The organism is Glaciimonas sp. PCH181 (assembly GCF_003056055.1).
In the GTDB taxonomy this organism is placed as follows: domain Bacteria; phylum Pseudomonadota; class Gammaproteobacteria; order Burkholderiales; family Burkholderiaceae_D; genus Glaciimonas.
The window spans coordinates 136,488-154,294 of record NZ_PYFP01000006.1 but is presented as its reverse complement, the minus strand read 5'-3'; the positions used below and the strand labels follow the sequence as shown (position 1 = coordinate 154,294).

The 17,807-nt window shown below is 52.1% G+C and carries 11 protein-coding genes; 9 read left to right on the top strand and 2 right to left on the bottom strand.

Features of this window, described 5'->3' with window-relative positions; translation table 11 throughout:
* Window positions 1–427 precede the first annotated feature (427 nt).
* From C7W93_RS23825 to C7W93_RS23805, 5 genes are read left to right on the top strand one after another with little or no spacing between them, the layout of a single operon-like run.
* On the top strand, window positions 428–1,765 hold the full coding sequence (locus C7W93_RS23825) for an MFS transporter (RefSeq protein ID WP_108442823.1): 1,338 nt from the start codon (window positions 428–430) through the stop codon (window positions 1,763–1,765).
* A 36-nt stretch (window positions 1,766–1,801) separates the two neighbouring features.
* A complete protein-coding gene (gene nirB, locus C7W93_RS23820; protein WP_108442822.1) occupies window positions 1,802–4,369 on the top strand; it encodes a nitrite reductase large subunit NirB in 2,568 nt (855 codons plus the stop codon).
* Between the two features lie 29 nt (window positions 4,370–4,398).
* Complete coding sequence (gene nirD, locus C7W93_RS23815) at window positions 4,399–4,746, top strand: nitrite reductase small subunit NirD (RefSeq protein WP_108442821.1); 348 nt, start codon at window positions 4,399–4,401, stop codon at window positions 4,744–4,746.
* Complete coding sequence (locus C7W93_RS23810) at window positions 4,743–6,002, top strand: NAD(P)/FAD-dependent oxidoreductase (protein ID WP_108442820.1); 1,260 nt, start codon at window positions 4,743–4,745, stop codon at window positions 6,000–6,002. Before nirD ends, C7W93_RS23810 begins: the two co-directional genes overlap by 4 nt.
* 27 nt (window positions 6,003–6,029) lie before the next feature.
* A complete protein-coding gene (locus C7W93_RS23805) occupies window positions 6,030–8,765 on the top strand; it encodes a nitrate reductase (protein ID WP_108442819.1) in 2,736 nt (911 codons plus the stop codon).
* A 246-nt stretch (window positions 8,766–9,011) separates the two neighbouring features.
* On the opposite strand, the gene C7W93_RS23800 is transcribed toward C7W93_RS23805, so the two are convergent.
* The gene (locus C7W93_RS23800; protein WP_108442818.1) at window positions 9,012–10,295 is read right to left on the bottom strand and encodes a polyhydroxyalkanoate depolymerase; all 1,284 of its coding nucleotides are present in this window, start codon (window positions 10,293–10,295) and stop codon (window positions 9,012–9,014) included.
* Between the two features lie 204 nt (window positions 10,296–10,499).
* On the opposite strand from C7W93_RS23800, the gene C7W93_RS23795 reads away from it, so the two are divergent.
* Both C7W93_RS23795 and C7W93_RS23790 read left to right on the top strand, forming a co-directional pair.
* Window positions 10,500–11,165, top strand: coding sequence for a glutathione S-transferase family protein (locus C7W93_RS23795; protein WP_108442817.1), 666 nt, complete (start codon window positions 10,500–10,502; stop codon window positions 11,163–11,165).
* 35 nt (window positions 11,166–11,200) lie between these two features.
* On the top strand, window positions 11,201–12,166 hold the full coding sequence (locus C7W93_RS23790) for an alpha/beta fold hydrolase (RefSeq protein ID WP_108442816.1): 966 nt from the start codon (window positions 11,201–11,203) through the stop codon (window positions 12,164–12,166).
* Between the two features lie 792 nt (window positions 12,167–12,958).
* Here C7W93_RS23790 and C7W93_RS23780 read toward each other — a convergent pair.
* Window positions 12,959–14,239 carry a cytochrome-c peroxidase gene (locus tag C7W93_RS23780; RefSeq protein WP_108442814.1) on the bottom strand — a complete coding sequence of 427 codons (1,281 nt, stop codon included), beginning with the start codon at window positions 14,237–14,239 and terminating at the stop codon, window positions 12,959–12,961.
* Between the two features lie 180 nt (window positions 14,240–14,419).
* Here C7W93_RS23780 and acpA point away from each other — a divergent pair, with 180 nt between their 5' ends.
* Entirely contained in the window at window positions 14,420–16,099 is a 1,680-nt protein-coding gene (gene acpA, locus C7W93_RS23775; RefSeq protein ID WP_108442813.1) for an acid phosphatase, read from the top strand.
* A gap of 339 nt (window positions 16,100–16,438) precedes the next feature.
* Entirely contained in the window at window positions 16,439–17,797 is a 1,359-nt protein-coding gene (locus tag C7W93_RS23770; RefSeq protein ID WP_108442812.1) for an MFS transporter, read from the top strand.
* Window positions 17,798–17,807 lie beyond the last annotated feature (10 nt).

Here is a 17,807-nt window from a genome sequence, read left to right as displayed (position 1 = left end):
CACTAACCAGCTCTTTGTTGACGCTTTTATCAGCAGTTTTTAGCGCATAACGGTATGTGGCTGAAATTGCTGATGACAAGCGGTAACTCTTTTCTCTCCTCCCCAAAAAATAGCGCATCTCGCACCATTTAAATGCGTGCCAGTATAAAACCGCGCACTATTTCGGTAATGTGCGGCAAATCAGCCTATGCATCCTCCCATAATCACGCCAAAAAACCGCTAAGTACCGGGTTAATTCGATTGGCATGGTCTTTGCTCAGTATCTGTCAGCAGAGTCAAAGATGATTCCGTAATTACTACTAGCGTAGTAAACACCAAATTATGCAGATCTAACGATGGATCTGCCCGGACAACGGCGTCCACTGAACGAGGTTTTTGTACCTCCATTCAGTGGGCGCCTTTTTGTTTTTATGGGATAAAAAAGATCATGACCAGTAATGCATCGACGGCCACCGCCGCCACCAAAGCCACCGCCATTAAGCTATTCAGCTTTAGCACACCGCAAATGCGGGCGTTTCATCTGACATGGATGGCCTTCTTCGCCTGCTTTTTTGCCTGGTTCGCCTGTGCGCCATTGATGCCAGTCATCAAAAAAGACCTCGGCTTATCTATCGGGCAAATCGCCAATATCAATATCGCTGCCGTTGCCGTCACCATTTTAGTTCGCCTGATTATCGGCCCGATGTGCGATCGCTTCGGCCCGCGCAAAACCTATACCGGCCTATTACTGTTAGGCGCAATTCCTGTGTTTTGCGTGGCGTTTTCGCAAAGCTACGAAAGCTTTTTATTCTTCCGTTTATGCATCGGTGCAGTTGGCGCAAGTTTTGTGATTACCCAATATCACACCTCTGTCATGTTCGCGCCGAACGTCGTCGGCACGGCTAATGCTGCTGCCGCTGGCTGGGGCAACGTCGGTGGTGGCGCAGCGCAAGCGTTGATGCCATTGTTATTAACCGCGCTAGTCATGCTGGGCGTCAGCGAAACATTGGGATGGCGTGTTGCCTTGCTGGTGCCGGGTGTGTTGATGCTGATCATGGGCGCGGTTTACTGGCGTTTCACACAAGATTGCCCGGCGGGTAATTACGCAGATTTACGGGCGCAAGGGATTGCGATCGAAGGCGGCAAAAAAGGCGGTTGGGCTAGCTTCCGCGCTGCCAGTATCAACTATCGGGTTTGGTTGTTATTTGTCACCTACGGCGCATGTTTCGGCGTGGAAATTTTTATCCATAACATTGCCGCTATTTACTACGTCGATCATTTTGGTTTGTCCTTGAAAACAGCCGGTCTTGCCGCTGCCAGTTTCGGTTTGTTGGCGCTGTTTGCGCGTGCTTTAGGTGGTTGGGTTTCTGACAAAGTTGCGCTGCGCGGTAACCTGAACAGCCGTGCGACTTTGCTGTTTGTGATGATGATCGGCGAAGGCTTAGGCTTGCTGTGGTTTGCGCATGCCAACAGCGTCACGCTGGCCATCGCCGCGATGTTGACTTTCGGCCTGTTTACGCACATGGCCTGCGGTGCGACTTATGCTCTGGTGCCATTTATTGATCGCAAAGCCTTAGGCGGTGTCGCTGGCATTATCGGCGCAGGCGGCAATGTCGGCGCGGTGCTGGCGGGCTTTCTGATGAAGGGTTTAGGCGATGTGCAGCACACCCTTAGCGTGCTGGGTATTTTCGTGACCATCTCCGCGTTGTGCGCGATTGCTGTGCGCTTTAGCGCCAGCCATAACGCCACGGAACAGCCGTTGGCTGGTTCTGCAGCAGCTGCTTAATTGCCATTCAATACATCGTTTAAGGAACAACAGATCATGAAAATTATCGTCATTGGTCACGGCATGGTGGGTCATAAATTTCTGGAAAGTCTGGCCGAGAGTAACGCGCCACATCTTGAAATTACTGTCCTCTGCGAAGAACCACGTCCCGCCTACGATCGCGTGCATTTATCCGAATTTTTCGCCGGAAAATCAGCTGAAGATTTATCACTGGTCACGCCCGGTTTTTTCGAGCGCACCAAGATTCAGCTAAAGCTTAACGCCAAAGCACAGTTGATCGATTCCATCGCCAAAACCGTGACATGCAATGTCAACGGCTTAATCGAAATTCTGTCCTACGACAAATTGGTGATCGCGACCGGCTCCTACCCTTTTGTGCCGACACTGGCAGGCAATCAGCGCAAGGATTGCTTCGTCTATCGGACGATCGAAGATCTGATTGCGATGGAAGAGTGCGGCAAGCGCTCTCGCACGGGCGTCGTCATTGGCGGCGGTTTGTTGGGCCTGGAATGCGCAAAAGCCCTACGCGATATGAAACTGGAAACCCACGTGGTCGAGTTTGCTGCGCGCCTGATGGCCGTGCAAGTGGACGAAAGCGGCGGTCGCATACTGCGCCAGAAAATCGAAGAATTGGGCGTCACTGCGCATACGCAAAAAAATACCCTGGAAATCGTCGATGGCAAAACCGGCACGCATCGGATGAACTTCGATGACGGTACGCATCTCGATACCGACATGATCGTGTTTTCTGCCGGTATTCGTCCCCGTGACGAGTTGGCCCGCGATAGTGGACTGAAGGTAGGCGACCGTGGCGGCATCGTGATCGACAATCGCTGCCTGACTTCCGATCCGGATATTTACGCCATTGGCGAATGCGCTTTATGGAACGGCAAAATTTTCGGTTTAGTCGCGCCGGGTTACGACATGGCGCGCATCGCAGCAAAGCAAATTCTGGCCGCTATTCAAAACGACAGCAACGTTGTCATGCCGCAATTTAACGGCGCCGATATGAGCACCAAACTCAAACTGATGGGCGTAGATGTTGCCAGTATCGGTGATCCGCACGGTAAAGAAGCAGGCAGCCGTTCGTATCAATTTACCGATGAACGCAAACAAATTTATAAGAAAATTGTCGTCTCCGAATGCGGTAAATATTTGCTAGGCGGTGTGATGGTCGGCGATGCCAGCGAATACGGCACGTTGCTGCAAATGATGCTGAATCGGATCGAATTGCCAGCGTCGCCAGAGTTTCTGATTTTGCCGCAAGCCGACGGCAATGCTAAACCCGGTCTGGGTGTGGATGCCTTGCCCGATACAGCGCAAATTTGTTCTTGCAATAACGTTTCTAAAGGCGATCTGTGCGCGGCGGTTTGTGATGGCGCGACCAGTATCGGCGCATTGAAAACGTGCACCAAAGCAGGCACATCTTGCGGTGGTTGCGTCGCGCTGGTCACGCAAATCATGAAGTCGGAAATGAAAAAGCAAGGCATGGCGGTCAACAACCACGTCTGCGAACATTTTGCCTATAGCCGTCAAGAAATCTATCATTTGATACGCGTTGGCAACATCAAATCGTTTGACGCGTTGTTGCGCCAGCATGGCAAAGGTTTGGGCTGCGATATTTGCAAACCAGTCGCGGCAAATATCTTAGCCTCTTGCTGGAACGATTTTGTTCTCAAAAAAGAACACGCCAGCTTGCAGGATTCGAACGATTATTTCCTCGGCAATATTCAAAAAGACGGCACTTATTCTGTCGTGCCGCGCATGGCTGGTGGCGAGGTCACGCCAGATGGTTTGATCGCCGTCGGTCAGGTCGCAAAAAAATATGGCCTATACACCAAGGTCACCGGCGGTCAGCGTATCGATCTATTCGGTGCGCGGGTCGATCAATTGCCGCCGATCTGGGAAGAGTTGATCGCCGCCGGTTTTGAATCCGGTCACGCCTATGGCAAGTCGCTGCGCACCGTAAAGTCTTGCGTTGGCTCGACCTGGTGCCGCTATGGTGTAGATGACAGCATGGGTATGGCGATTGAACTGGAAAACCGTTACAAAGGTTTGCGTTCGCCGCACAAAATCAAATTCGGCGTTTCTGGCTGCACCCGTGAATGCGCCGAAGCGCAAAGCAAAGACGTCGGCATTATCGCCACCGAAAAAGGTTGGAATCTATACGTCTGCGGCAATGGCGGCATGAAGCCACGACACGCCGAATTGCTGGCGTCGGATTTGGATAAGACCACGTTAATTCGGACTATCGACCGCTTCCTGATGTTCTATGTCCGCACCGCGGACAGACTGCAACGCACCAGCGTCTGGCGCGACAATCTGGAAGGTGGTCTGGACTATCTGAAAGAAGTCGTTTTGCAAGACAAATTGAATATCGCGGCGGAACTGGAAGCAGAGATGCAGCAAGTCGTCGACACCTATGAATGTGAGTGGAAAAAAGCTGTGACCGATCCAGAAACGCGCAAGCGCTTCCGACATTTCGTCAACACCGATCAAGCCGATCAGAACGTTGTCTTCATGGAAGATCGCGGCCAGATTCGCCCTGCGACGGTGGCAGAAAAAACCTTGCGCGCTATTCCAGTGATGGTCGAAACGGCCTGACCCACATTTATATATTCGGAGAAAAAATCATGCATAGCGACCGCCAACTCGATCAATGGACTTCTGTTTGTCAGCTCGATGAGATCGTCCCCAATACCGGTGTCTGCGCGCTGATCAACGGCGAACAAGTCGCAGTTTTTCACCTCAATGACGGCGAAGACCGCATTTTTGCGATCAATAACTTTGATCCCAATTCGCAAGCGGCGGTATTGTCGCGTGGACTGGTCGGCAATCTGGGCGAGCGTATTGTCGTTGCCTCGCCGATCTATAAACAACACTTTGATTTGCAGACCGGCGAATGTCTTGAAGCGCCCGAAAATTCAGTCTGCGCCTATCGGACCCGTATTGTCGACGGCAAGGTGTGGGTAGTTGCATGACGCCGCCCCCAGTTAAGCAAAGTAGTAAGCCAGCGCACGGCGCGAAGCCATCTTTAGTCGTTATCGGCAATGGTATGGCGGGCATGCGCACGGTCGAAGAATTGCAAAAACTGGCACCGGATTTATATAACATCACCGTATTTGGTGCTGAGCCGCATGGCAACTACAACCGCATATTATTGTCGCCCGTGCTGGCCGGTGATAAAACGGTTGAAGACATTATGTTGCACACGCGTGAATGGTATCAGCAAAATAACATCACGCTGCACGCGGGCGATCCGATTGAGGCAATTGATCGTCGCCGTCGCACCGTCCGTTCACGCGCCGGGGTCGAGGTGATCTATGACCGACTATTGCTGGCAACCGGTTCCACGCCTTTTATCATTCCGGTCCCGGGTCATCAGCTGCCCGGGGTGATCGGCTTTCGCGATATTCAGGATGTTGAAACCATGCTTAATGCGGCGCGCAATCATCGGCACGCAGTCGTCATCGGTGGTGGTTTGCTGGGCTTGGAAGCGGCCAACGGCTTACTCCGCCAAGGGATGGATGTGACCGTCGTGCACGTCACCGAAAGTTTGATGAATCAGCAGCTTGATAAGCCCGCATCGGCGTTGTTGAAAAAGGCATTAGAGTTAAAAGGTTTTCGCTTTATGCTCGGTGCCGACACCGCCGAAATCGTCGGTGCCGAACGCGTGACGGCGGTGCGCTTTAAAGATGGCACTGAAATTCCCGCAGATTTAGTCGTCATGGCGGCAGGCGTGCGTCCGAACATCGCGCTGGCGCAAAAAGCGCATCTGCATTGCGAGCGTGCGATTCTGGTCGACGATACTTTGCAAACTTACGATCCCCGGATTTACGCAGTCGGCGAATGCGTGCAGCATCGCTCAAAAACCTTTGGTTTAGTCGCGCCGATCTGGGATCAGGCGCGGGTCTGCGGCGCGCATCTTGCCGGTGCCGGACATCGCCGTTATGTACAGCAAGCCACGGCCACTAAACTGAAAGTCACCGGCGTTGATCTCTATTCCGCTGGCGACTTTATCGGCGGCGTTGACAGCGAAGATTTGGTGCTGCGCGATCCACGGCGTGGGATTTATAAACGGCTGGTGATTAAAGACGGTCGGATCGTCGGCGCGGTGTTATACGGCGACGTGAAAGACGGCCCTTGGTACTTTGATCTGATCCAAAATAAAACCGATATTTCTGCGCTACGCAACCAATTACTATTCGGTCAGGCGCTTTGCGCGCAAGCCGCTTAACGATCAAGAGTTTAAGAGGATGCCATCGTGAATTTGTCCCAACCGCCACTATCGGCCAAAAGTACCATGACCACTTGCCCCTATTGCGGGGTTGGTTGCGGCGTCGCTGCCAGCGTCAACCCAGACGGCAAAATCAGCGTTGCAGGTGACACGAAACATCCTGCCAATTTTGGCCGGTTGTGCGTCAAAGGTTCAGCGCTGGATGAAACAATCGCGCTGGATGGACGCTTGCTGCATCCACAAATACGCGATGCGGCAACCAACGTTCTACAACCGTCTAGCTGGGATCATGCGCTGGATAAAGTCGCGCAAGGTTTTAGCGACATCATCGCTCGGCACGGCCCGGATGCGGTCGCGTTTTATGTCTCCGGTCAATTGCTGACCGAGGATTATTACATCGCCAACAAGCTGATGAAAGGCTACATCGGCAGCGCCAATATCGATACTAATTCCCGGCTGTGTATGTCGTCCGCAGTGGCAGGGCATAAGCGTGCTTTCGGCGAAGATTTGGTGCCGGTGTGTTATGAGGATTTGGAGTTGGCAGACGTGGTGGTATTGGTCGGTTCCAACACCGCTTGGTGCCATCCGATTTTGTTTCAGCGCATCTCTAAAATCAGAGAAACCCGGCCCGAGGTAAAGTTGATCGTGATCGATCCGCGCCGCACCGCAACGTGCGAATTGGCTGATTTGCATCTGCCGATAAAGCCCGGCACCGATGTCTGGTTATTCAATGGTTTGTTGCACTATTTGGCGCACAACGGTGCTATCGATCAAGGCTTTGTCGATGATCATACTAATGGCGTTAGTGCGGCGCTGGCGGCGGCTGAAGTTGGCGGTGTGGACGTGGCAACCGTTGCCAAAATCTGCAAAATAGATCCACAGGATTTGCTGGATTTTTACCAATTATTTGCATCGTCTAAAAAGGTTATTACGGCTTTTTCGCAAGGCGTGAATCAATCGTCTTCTGGTACCGACAAAGTTAATAGCATCATCAATTGCCATCTGATCAGCGGCAGTATCGGTCAGCCGGGCATGGGGCCGTTTTCTATTACCGGACAGCCTAACGCGATGGGCGGGCGCGAGGTGGGCGGCTTGGCGAATATGCTGGCCGCGCATATGGATTTGGAGAATGCAGGGCATCGTCAGACGGTGCAGACGTTTTGGGATTCTCCCGCTATCGCGGATACGCCGGGATTGAAGGCGGTGGCTTTGTTTGAGGCGATTGAGCAAGGCCGCGTGAAGGCAGTGTGGATTGTGGCGACTAATCCGATGGTCAGTTTGCCGGATGCCAATCAGGTGCAGCGGGCGTTGGAAAAATGCGAATTGGTGGTGATTTCCGACATCATCGAGAAGACCGATACGAACGTGTTTGCGGATGTTCTTTTGCCTGCTTTAGGTTGGGGTGAAAAGGATGGCACCGTGACTAATTCAGAGCGCTGTATTTCGCGTCAACGATCGTTTCTTGCCGCGCCCGGCGAAGCCCGCCCTGATTGGAAAATCATGTGCGACGTGGCGCAGCGGATGGGGTTTGCGGGTTTTGATTTTGGCAGCGTGCATGAGATTTTTGATGAGCATGCGCGGTTGAGTGCGTTCAAGAATGATGCTGTTGCCGGTCATCGGCGCGTCTTTAATATTGCAGGTTTGACTGGTTTGGATAAGGCGCAATTTGATGCGTTGACACCGATTCAGTGGCCGGTTGTGCGGGATGCTGATGGTGGCGTTAAGGGCACGCAGCGGTTGCTGGCGGATCATCTTTATTCGCATCCTGATGGTAGGGCGCGGTTTATTGCGACGCCGCCCAGAGGGCCGATGCATGCAACGGATGCAGAGTATCCGCTGGCGTTAAATACGGGGCGCGTGCGGGATCAGTGGCATACGATGACGCGGACGGGGAAGTCCGCGAAATTGGCCGATCATGTGCCAGAATCTTTTATTGATATCCATCCGCAAGATGCGCTTTTGTATGGCGTGCGTGAAGGTAATCTTGCGCGTGTTTCTTCGCAATGGGGGGCGATGGTGGCGCGGGTTCAGCATGGCGGCGGAATCGCGCGGGGCAGTATTTTTGTGCCGATTCATTGGAGTAATCAATCGGCATCGGATGCGCGAATTGGGGCGGTGGTTAATCCGGTTGTGGATCCGGTTTCTGGCGAGCCGGAGTTTAAGCATACGCCTGTGCGGGTGGAGGATTTTCCGGTGTCGTGGCATGGGTTTGTGCTTAGTCGGGAGGAAGTTGGTTTGGATGCGGTAACGCATTGGACGCGGATTCAGGGGAGGACTTTTGCCCGTTATGAGTTGGCGGGGCGGAATGTGATTGATGATCACGGACAATGGGTGCGGGGGTTGTTAGGGGTTAATGATCCAGAGGCGGATTGGCTTGAGTATGAGGATAAGACGGCTGGCGTTTATCGCGCTGCATATCTGATCGATGATCGCATCGAGACGTGTGTGTTTATTTCTCCGCGGCCGGATTTGCCTTCTCGGGCCTGGTTGGCTGGGTTGTTTGCTAAGGATGTATTGGCGGATGCGGATCGGGTTGGGTTGTTGATTGGGCAGCCGATTGAGAAGGGGGCCGATGCCGGGCCGACTGTTTGTTCGTGTTTTGGGGTTGGGCGGAATACTATTTGCAGCGCGATTCGGGCGCAAGGCTTGAGTACTGTGCCGCAGGTTACGGCCGCTTTGAAAGCTGGTGGGAATTGTGGGTCTTGTGTGCCGGAGATTAAGAAATTGTTGGTTGCTTCATTGGCGGAGGCGTTGGCTGAGTAGGTTCGAGGCTGTAAATAGTTCGGTTGTTCAGCTACAGCCCATCAATATCCCCTAAATCATCACCACCAAAATCGGCCGCCGCGATCTCGGCAAAAAATTACGCAATTACGCAATAACGCGATAGCCCAATGTAAAAGTGAGCTTGTGAGGAATGCCCCGACAAGCTCACTAAACATAATCAAACATAACTAAACAAAAAAACTAACCGTTTTAAATCCCACCAATATTAAAAAAATAAAATATTCCCTATGCCACCAAACTCACGCTAGCCAAAACCAACTTTGGTTTTTCAGCCTTCTTGACCGCCTCTCCATGCATATGAATAAAATCCCGTAACCGCGGATAAATCTCATTCGTCCAGCGCCGACCACTAAAAACCCCGTAATGCCCGACGCCAGTCTGCACATAATGCACCTTCTTGGATGGCCGCACCCCCGTGCACAAATCCTGCGCTGCTAACGTCTGTCCAACCGCACAAATATCATCCTTCTCACCCTCAACTGTAAACAACGCGGTCTTCTTAATCGCTGCCAAATCAACTGTCCGTCCCAACACCTTCAACGTACCAAGCGGCAAATCATGTTCTTGAAAAACACTCTGCACCGTCTCCAGATAAAACTCCGCTGGCATGTCACACATGGCGAAATATTCCTCGTAAAAGGTCTTAATCACCGTCGCCTTGCCAGCCTCGCCTTCAGTCAAATGATTGTATAAATTACGAAACGCGTCAACATGGCGCGGCAAATTCATGTGCATGAACGCTGTCAACTGCAAAAATCCTGGGTACACCAAACGCCCGCCGCCCTCAAAACGTCCCGGCACGGCACTGACCAAATTCTTCTCAAACCACTCAATCGGCTTGCTCTGCGCCAAGTCATTGACTGCCGTCGGATTAATCCGCGTATCAATCGGCCCCGCCATCAACGTCAACGTACTCGGCTGCGCTGGATTATTATCCTCCGCCATCAACGCCACCGCCGCAATCGCCGGGACAGTCGGCTGACACACCGCCACCATATGCGCGCCGGGACCAAGGGCTTCCTGAAAACGGATCAAATGCGCCGTATATTCATCAAAACCAAACCGGCCATTCTCCAACGACACATCGCGCGCGTTATGCCAGTCGGTGACATACACATCATGATCCTGTAACAACGCCCGTACGGTATCGCGCAACAACGTCGCAAAATGCCCCGACATCGGTGCCACCAACAACACACGTGGCTGCGGCGCAGAATGCATTTTATGGAAACGCACCAAGGTGCAGAAAGGCGTCTGATCTGCGACTTCCTCACGCACCTCAAAGGTGCGCCCCATGTCTTCGACGCTGTCAATCGCGAAGGGCCGCCGCTTGTGCGTCACCTGCGTTTGTGAAAAAACCTCTGCTGCAGCCGCCATCTTGCGCAAAAGCAAGCTTTGCGGAAATCCCGGCCAGGTAAAGTTCAGAAAAGGTGCCGTCGCCCGGGCTAATGCCCGGAACGGATCGGTAAAATCTGCGTAGCTTTGATATGCTTGATAGAGCTTAGTCATGGGGCTACCTTGTAATTTGGATTATCGGCACGCTTGAATCATCAATGCAATATACATGCCTAACGGCCGACGCCAGCTGCGCGGGGCGAGGGGTCTGGCACGACCTTTGCAAGGTGTTCAGGGATTGCTGAGTGTAGTCCCAAATCGGAACAATTTCCGCGTCCCATTACAAGAAATTTTAAGATATTTCAGGAGATTAACGCCATGCCCAAAAATACGACTGCCACGGTGCTGAGTATCACTAGCAAAAATTACGGATCGTGGTCATTACGCGGCTGGTTATTGGCCAAATTTTCCGGCTTGCCGTTCGAAGAAAATATTATCTCGCCCGACAATCCAGAGGTACGCGCCGAGATGTTGTTGCTATCTTCTTCAGTTATGGTGCCGCGTCTGGATCACGGCAAAGTCGCCATTTGGGACACGTTGGCAATCGCCGAATACCTCAATGAAATCCGTCCTCAAGCCGGATTGCTGCCCAGCGATGATATTGCGCGGGCGCATTGCCGCTCGATCTGCGGCGAAATGCACTCTGGTTTCAGCGCGTTGCGGTCATCGTTGCCGATGAATCTGAAGGCGCATTTCCCCAATTTTAAGGTCTGGTCGCGCGCCGAGACGGATATTAACCATATTATTTCCATATGGAAATATTGTCTGGCTACCTACGGCGGTCCTTTCTTGTTTGGCGAGCGTGGCATGGCCGACGCGATGTATGCGCCAGTCGTAACCCGTTTTTTGACCTATGACGTAAAACTTGACCCTGTATGCACGGCGTATTGTGAGCGGATTATGGCGATGCCCGAGATGCAAGAGTGGATAGCAGCGGCAAAACTAGAGCCGGACGATATCGATGAACTGGATGTTGAATTCTAAACATCGACGCGGCTAGATGTAGATAGAATGGCGAGATGACATCCTCGCCATTTTTTCCTTTGCACAGTCCTTTTGATGAGGGCTATTTAGACGTCGGGCAGGGCCATCGCCTCTGGTTTGCGCAATACGGTAATCCCGACGGCATTCCGTTGCTATGGCTGCATGGCGGTCCGGGCAGCGGCAGTAGCCTGCGCCATCAAATATTTGTCGATCCTTCTGGCTATCGTTTAGTGCTGTGCGATCAGCGCGGATGCGGTCTTAGCACGCCCAACGGCGCAATCGTTGATAACGATACGACTCTTTTGGTGCAGGATATTGAGACGCTACGGTTGCATCTTAAACTGGGCAAAATTCTGCTGGGCGGCGGTTCTTGGGGCGCGTGTCTGGCATTGGCATATGTGCAGAAAAATGGGCCAGACGCTTTATTGGGATTGATATTGCGTGCGCCGTTTCTGGCCGGACAAAATGATATTAATCGTTTCTTTCAGCCAGATGCTGCTGCGGAAAATGCTGCCTGGCAGACTTTTTCTGCCCATGCACCAAAGGCTGAAAGGTCACATCTCCTGAAGTATCTCGCTAATGAGTTTTCTGCTGCTTCGTCGAACGTAGCTACTTTGGCGCAAGCATGGAAATACTACGAGCAGCGACAAGAACAACCTGACGCAATCGCCGACATCACGCCCAATCCTGCAGAAACCCAAAAGTTAATAGCCCGTTATCGGGTTCAGTCCCATTATCTGATCAATCATTGTTTTGTATGCGCCGATGATTTACTGCAAGCGGCAGCAAAATTAAGCGGCTTGCCGGTGGCTTTATTGCAGGGTGGAAATGATCGGATTTGCGATCCCGATAATGCGGTTCGTTTGCACACGCAAATCGCCGGAAGTGGTTTGCGGATAGTTGCTGGGGCGGGGCACGATCCTTTTCATCCGCAAATGGCTGTGGGGCTGCTGGAGGCCCTGAATTGCTTTGTTGAGGATGGGAATTTTGCGCGTTGGTGAGCTGAAGGTGAGTTGTTGGTGAGGTAGGCTGCCAAGCCCTGCCATACGGTATCTTAGTCTCGCTGCAAGGCTTGAATCTCTCCCAAAAAAAGTAATTACTTGCTAAAATTATTTGCGGCCGTTGGGATGTAGGGCGCTAGCTGCTCTGGACCCGTAATCGTTGTTGTCATTGCGTGTGCCCCTTCCTGAGAAAGGGGACTGGCTGGATGAGTACGAGGATGCAACATTAAATTCCTCAGTAGTACGCCCCCTGATCGACTCCAGGGATGGTGTCTTTGAATCTAATGTGCGTCGTCTGACGTCGTCTAGTAGTTTGGTTCTTTGATCGTTATTGTCACATCTTATTTGAAATGAGCCCTTTGTGCGTTCTTTCTGCGGAGGCGTTTCAGCATCGCGATTGGTCAATGGCCGCGTGTTAACTCGATTGGTGCCGACACCGTTAGGTTGTGGCTTGACATGCTGAGGCGCATTAAAATGTTCCGCCGTGAAATAGGGGATGTTATTGGATGGTGTACTTGCGCTTCCGCTACCACCGCTAAGTTGCTCTGAATTCATCGATACCGACGTCAGGTTATGGGCTAAAGATGTAACGTCCCGTGCGTTTTTTGTGTCCCCAAAAATACTGCGTGTGGCAGCGCCCATAAAATTTAATGCCTGAATGCCATCGATTCTCATAATCTCTCCAAAAAAGTAGAAAAAGAATAGCAATTACTTGCTTCTGAGGGCGCATTACAGCATTAAAGAGATTCTTTGAACTATCAAAAATTGCTCAAAAATAATCCTATTTTTCCCCTACTTTTTAGATGACGGTGTCGCGACATAACCATCATTGAGCGTTTTTAAAAACACGATCACGTCTTTAATTTCGCTGTCGGTTAATGCCGGTTTGTCGCCCGGTTTGCGATCAAACGGGGCTTCTACATTGATGTTGTCGTGATACTCGACGGGCAGGTCGTTGAATTTTTTTACGACGCTATTTTTACCGCGTGGATACCATTTTTGTGGTTGTGTATCGCGTTGCACATAGAACTTTAAAACCTGTTCCAGGCTGGTGAATGATCCATTATGAAAAAATACTTTTCGCAACGCAACGTTGCGTAATGACGGTGTTTTAAACAGGCCGCAATATTCGGTTTTGTTGCGCAAATCGGTGCGGTCCGGGCCGCACAGTCCCATGTCGAAAAAGGCCGGATTGGCATTGGCGGGAATTTTTTTATTGCGCGGTACGCCGATGGCAATTAAGCCGTAATCGGTAAATTGCGGGAACGCGCCGCCGGGATTTATTTCGCTGATATGGCAAGCCGCACAGTTACCTTTGGCGGGGTCGTTGAACAAGGCCAGTCCGCGTAATTCTTGTTTGTTCAATGGCGTTTGATGGCGTAAAAAAGCGTCGTATTTGCTGGTGTAGGGATAGAAGTCTGCAGGGCTTTCCTGAAAAACTTCTAATGCCATTAGCATCGCGGTAAACGCTTGCGCCTGATCGTTAAAAATATCCTCGCCAAAGGTTTGTCCGAACAACGCCGCGTTCGGAGATTTTTTCAGTTTGTTGACCACATCGTTCGGACTGGCATTGCCCATTTCGTGGCGCGATAGCAAAGGAATGCGCGCCTGATCGTGCGCCGACGATGCACGACCGTCCCAATTGTGGCCGCCAGTAGGACCGGCATCGATACTGTCGTCGCCATCGTTGTCATGAAAATGTTCGGTAAACGCGGGCACCGTTTGCAGATAGCGCAGAGAAGGCGCGGCGCGTGTGCCCAGTGTTTTCATTTCTTTGCCGCCCAATTGCACCGCCAGATTATTCGGTGGCCCGAAAGCATGACTAGGACTATGGCAACTGGCGCAGGACATCTTGCCAGAGGCGGATAGCGACGCATCGAAAAACAGCACGCGGCCCATCGTCGTCATTGCCGCGACTGAAGGTTGTTGTTTAGAAGAAGGGGCATACGCCGCACCAAGATAGGCTGGGCTGGCTGCCGCGTCGCTGGCCAGTGCAGGATTCTGCCATGCCGCGATACCGCTTAATAATATTGCCAAGGATGTCAGCACTGATCGGAGAGTATTTTTGTGCATACGGGTTGGCAGGGCGCAATTTCGATGGTGGAAGAGGCTAACATTGCCGTGTGACGAAACGATGACGCCATCATCGCGGTTTTGTGCATGATGCGGGTTTTATTCTCCTCTGCTATCGTCGTAGTTCACACAGTTGACATATTCCAGGCTTAGGATGGCGGTTTTCCGCCAGGGGGATTGATGAATAAATTATTTTATAGAGTACAACAGGGGAAGTCATCGCGGTTATTGCCGTTGATGGCGGCGGTCACGGTTGGGTTGAGTGCCTGCGGTGGCGTTGGTGGTCTTAACAATGGCGCGGCGTCCGGCAGTGTTGACGCTGACAACGGCGCGTTGGCAATGCGCAACATCCAGAATGTGGTCGTGATTTTTGCCGAGAACCGTGGTTTCGACAATTTATACGGTTTATATCCCGGTGCCGATGGCATCCCCGGCGTGAATCCAACGTCGCGATCCGGCTATCACCCGCAGAAGGATTTCGATGGCAATGTCCTGCCAGTGTTGCCGCCAACCTGGGGCGGTATGTCGGTCGCGGGGCAGGGCAAGGTGATTACGCAGGCGCAATCCGCCGGTTTGCCGAATAAGCCATTTCAGATCGATGACGCCAACAGCGCGGTGTATATGGATCCGGCGGTGATTACGCGTGATCTGGTCCATCGTTTCTACAATAATCAGATGCAGATCAATGGCGGCAAGAACGATCAGTTTGCGGCGTATTCGGATGCGGGCGGCCTCAGCATGGGCTATTACGATGGCAGCAAAATGAAGCTATGGAATATCGCCAGACAATATACGCTGGCCGATAATTTTTTCATGGGCGCATTTGGCGGCTCTTTCCTGAATCACCAATATCTGATTTGCGCGTGCGCACCGACTTATCCGAACGCCGATGCCGCGAACTCTCCGGCCAAGGGCAGTATTTCTGCTATCGATGTGGATGCCAATGGCAAATTGGTGCGGTTGACGCCGGGCACGGGCAATCCAGCTTCAGTATTGAGCGGCGCGCCGGTGTATCTGAAAGACAGCACACTGACGCCGAAGGATGCATCCGGCATGTTTTATGCGGTCAATACGATGCAGCCGTTGTATCAGCCTAGCGGGAATGCTGTTGCTGGCACGGCGAGCTATGCCGACGCCAGCAAAGCCACGACCTTGCCTGCACAAAGTCAGGCGACGATTGGCGACGAGTTATCTGCAAAAGGGGTGAGCTGGGCCTGGTACGCGGGAGCCTGGAATGCGGCTTTGACCGATGCATCAAGCGCCCGTCGCAGCGTTATTTATGCAGGCAATGTGCAGTTTCAACCGCATCATCAACCGTTCAATTATTACGCCCGTTTCGACCCCGCCACGCCTGCCGGTGCCGCGCAACGGACTAGCCATCTGAAGGATTACGATGCATCGTTTTTGCAGGATGCTGCGGCGGGTAAATTACCGTCGGTGGCGTTCTATAAACCGCAAGGCAATCTGAATCAGCATGCAGGCTATGCCAACGTTGCGGATGGCGATGCGCATATTGCCGATGTGATCGCCAAGCTGCAAGCCAGTCCGCAATGGAAGCACATGCTGATTCTGGTGACTTACGATGAAAACGGCGGCTTCTGGGATCACGTTGCACCGCCGAAAGCCGATCGCTGGGGACCGGGAACACGTTTGCCCGCGATTTTGGTCTCGCCTTATGTACGTAAGGGATTTATCGATCACACGCAATACGATACCGGCTCAATCTTGCGTTTTATTACGCGGCGTTTTGCATTGTCGACGTTGGATGGGATCAAGGCCAGAGATAACGCGCTGGTGACAAATGGTGGACAGCCGATGGGGGATTTGACGCCTGCATTGGCGTTGGTGCCGCAGGAGTAGTTGGTAACTTTGGTCGAAGTCAGGGGCGGTATCAGACTGCCTCTTTTTAGTTGATTGGCATCGTATAAATCCGTCGAAAATGACGGATTTATACGGACCGTCGCCACATGACAGTGCAAGACTGGCATGCGTTTTTCTCAATATAAACAACCCCCATAGTGAAAATATCAGGCCGCCCGGTGCAGCCTGATCCTTTGCTGTCTCAAATAATCTCCGAAGAAGATTCGTTTGACATGCCTAAAATAACGCTATATTCTTTAGGTCATAAATATGGACTAATGGCTGTTAGCTGAATTGGTTTGAAATACAACATCACAAAAATAATCGATGGAGACTGTAATGCGCAATACCGATTCTTTGGTTTCTGGCAACGCTGATCGCCTAACCAGTGCGTCTCGCTCAGTTGGCGATGCGGTGGCGGATGCGACCTACAAAAAGGTCATGTGGCGATTGATGCCATTTTTGATGCTTTGCTACGTTGTTTCTTTTATCGATCGCTCGAATGTGGGCTTCGCTAAGCTGAAGTTTATGAGCGATCTGGGATTTACCGACGCCATTTATGGTATCGGCGCAGGTATTTTCTATGTCGGTTACGTGTTGCTGGAAGTGCCGAGCAATCTCTATTTACATAAAGTTGGCGTCCGCAAAACACTGCTGCGCATCATGGTGCTGTGGGGACTTTTCAGTGCTGCGATGGCGTTTATGTCGACTCCCAGTCATTTTTATATCATGCGATTTTTGCTTGGCGCGGCTGAAGCGGGCTTGTTTCCGGGCATGTTGCTGTATCTCACTTATTGGGTGCCGTTAAGCCGTCGGGCACGTTTCACCGCGTTGTTCACAGCGTCGATTCCGATTGCCGGGATGATCGGTGGTCCTCTGTCGGGCTGGCTGATTCATGTGTTTGATGGCGTCGCGGGAATGAAGGGATGGCAGTGGTTATTTTTGGTGGAGGGTTTGCCAGCCTGTTTTATTGGTGTAGCCGCCTACTTTTACTTGCAGGATTCACCGGCTAAAAGCAGCTGGCTTTCAGCTGAACAGAAGGCGTTGATTCAGCGTGACTTTGATGCTGAAGCCAAAGCTAAATCAGGCAAAACGCACCATTCGTTCAAGGCGGCGATGCGCGAGCCTAAGCTTTACTGGTTGGCGGGGATGGGCGTAGCGGTGTTGGTGGGAACCGGCGGCATATTTTTCTGGTTGCCGTCGATCATCAAAAAATCCGGTATCGATAACGTGTTCGAGATCGGCCTGTTGTCCGTCATTCCGTTTTTTATCGCGTTGGTTACGCAGTACTTAAATGCACGGCACTCTGACAAAACCGGTGAACGTCGCTGGCATGTGGCTATTCCTGCATTGATCGCGGCCGCCGGTTGGATAACCTTGCCAGCAGTCCAGGACAGCGTCGCCTTATCGGTGCTGATGCTGACGTTGGTGACCGCCGGGACGCTCAGTCTGACCGGACCTTTCTGGACCTTGCCTTCAACATTTTTATCCGGCACCGCAGCAGCGGGCGGGCTCGCTCTGTTGAGTACGCTAGCCGGTATCGGCAGCGTGTTTAGTCCGATGCTGGTGGGTTGGCTTTCAACGACGACCGGCAGCCTGATGATCGGGCAATACTATTTCGGCGGCTGGATGCTGTTTGGCGCGGTGACTTTGCTGATCGGTGTGAAACCGGAAGCATTAGCAAAATCTGCTGCATAAGGACGATAGG

What these genes read in the sequence shown, in the direction of transcription:
- C7W93_RS23800 (WP_108442818.1), bottom strand. Translation starts at nt 10,295, where the DNA reads ATGACTAAGCTCTATCAAGCATATCAAAGCTACGCAGATTTTACCGAT.
- nirB (WP_108442822.1), top strand. Translation starts at nt 1,802, where the DNA reads ATGAAAATTATCGTCATTGGTCACGGCATGGTGGGTCATAAATTTCTG.
- C7W93_RS23780 (WP_108442814.1), bottom strand. Translation starts at nt 14,239, where the DNA reads ATGCACAAAAATACTCTCCGATCAGTGCTGACATCCTTGGCAATATTA.
- C7W93_RS23790 (WP_108442816.1), top strand. Translation starts at nt 11,201, where the DNA reads ATGACATCCTCGCCATTTTTTCCTTTGCACAGTCCTTTTGATGAGGGC.
- C7W93_RS23770 (WP_108442812.1), top strand. Translation starts at nt 16,439, where the DNA reads ATGCGCAATACCGATTCTTTGGTTTCTGGCAACGCTGATCGCCTAACC.
- acpA (WP_108442813.1), top strand. Translation starts at nt 14,420, where the DNA reads ATGAATAAATTATTTTATAGAGTACAACAGGGGAAGTCATCGCGGTTA.
- nirD (WP_108442821.1), top strand. Translation starts at nt 4,399, where the DNA reads ATGCATAGCGACCGCCAACTCGATCAATGGACTTCTGTTTGTCAGCTC.
- C7W93_RS23810 (WP_108442820.1), top strand. Translation starts at nt 4,743, where the DNA reads ATGACGCCGCCCCCAGTTAAGCAAAGTAGTAAGCCAGCGCACGGCGCG.
- C7W93_RS23825 (WP_108442823.1), top strand. Translation starts at nt 428, where the DNA reads ATGACCAGTAATGCATCGACGGCCACCGCCGCCACCAAAGCCACCGCC.
- C7W93_RS23795 (WP_108442817.1), top strand. Translation starts at nt 10,500, where the DNA reads ATGCCCAAAAATACGACTGCCACGGTGCTGAGTATCACTAGCAAAAAT.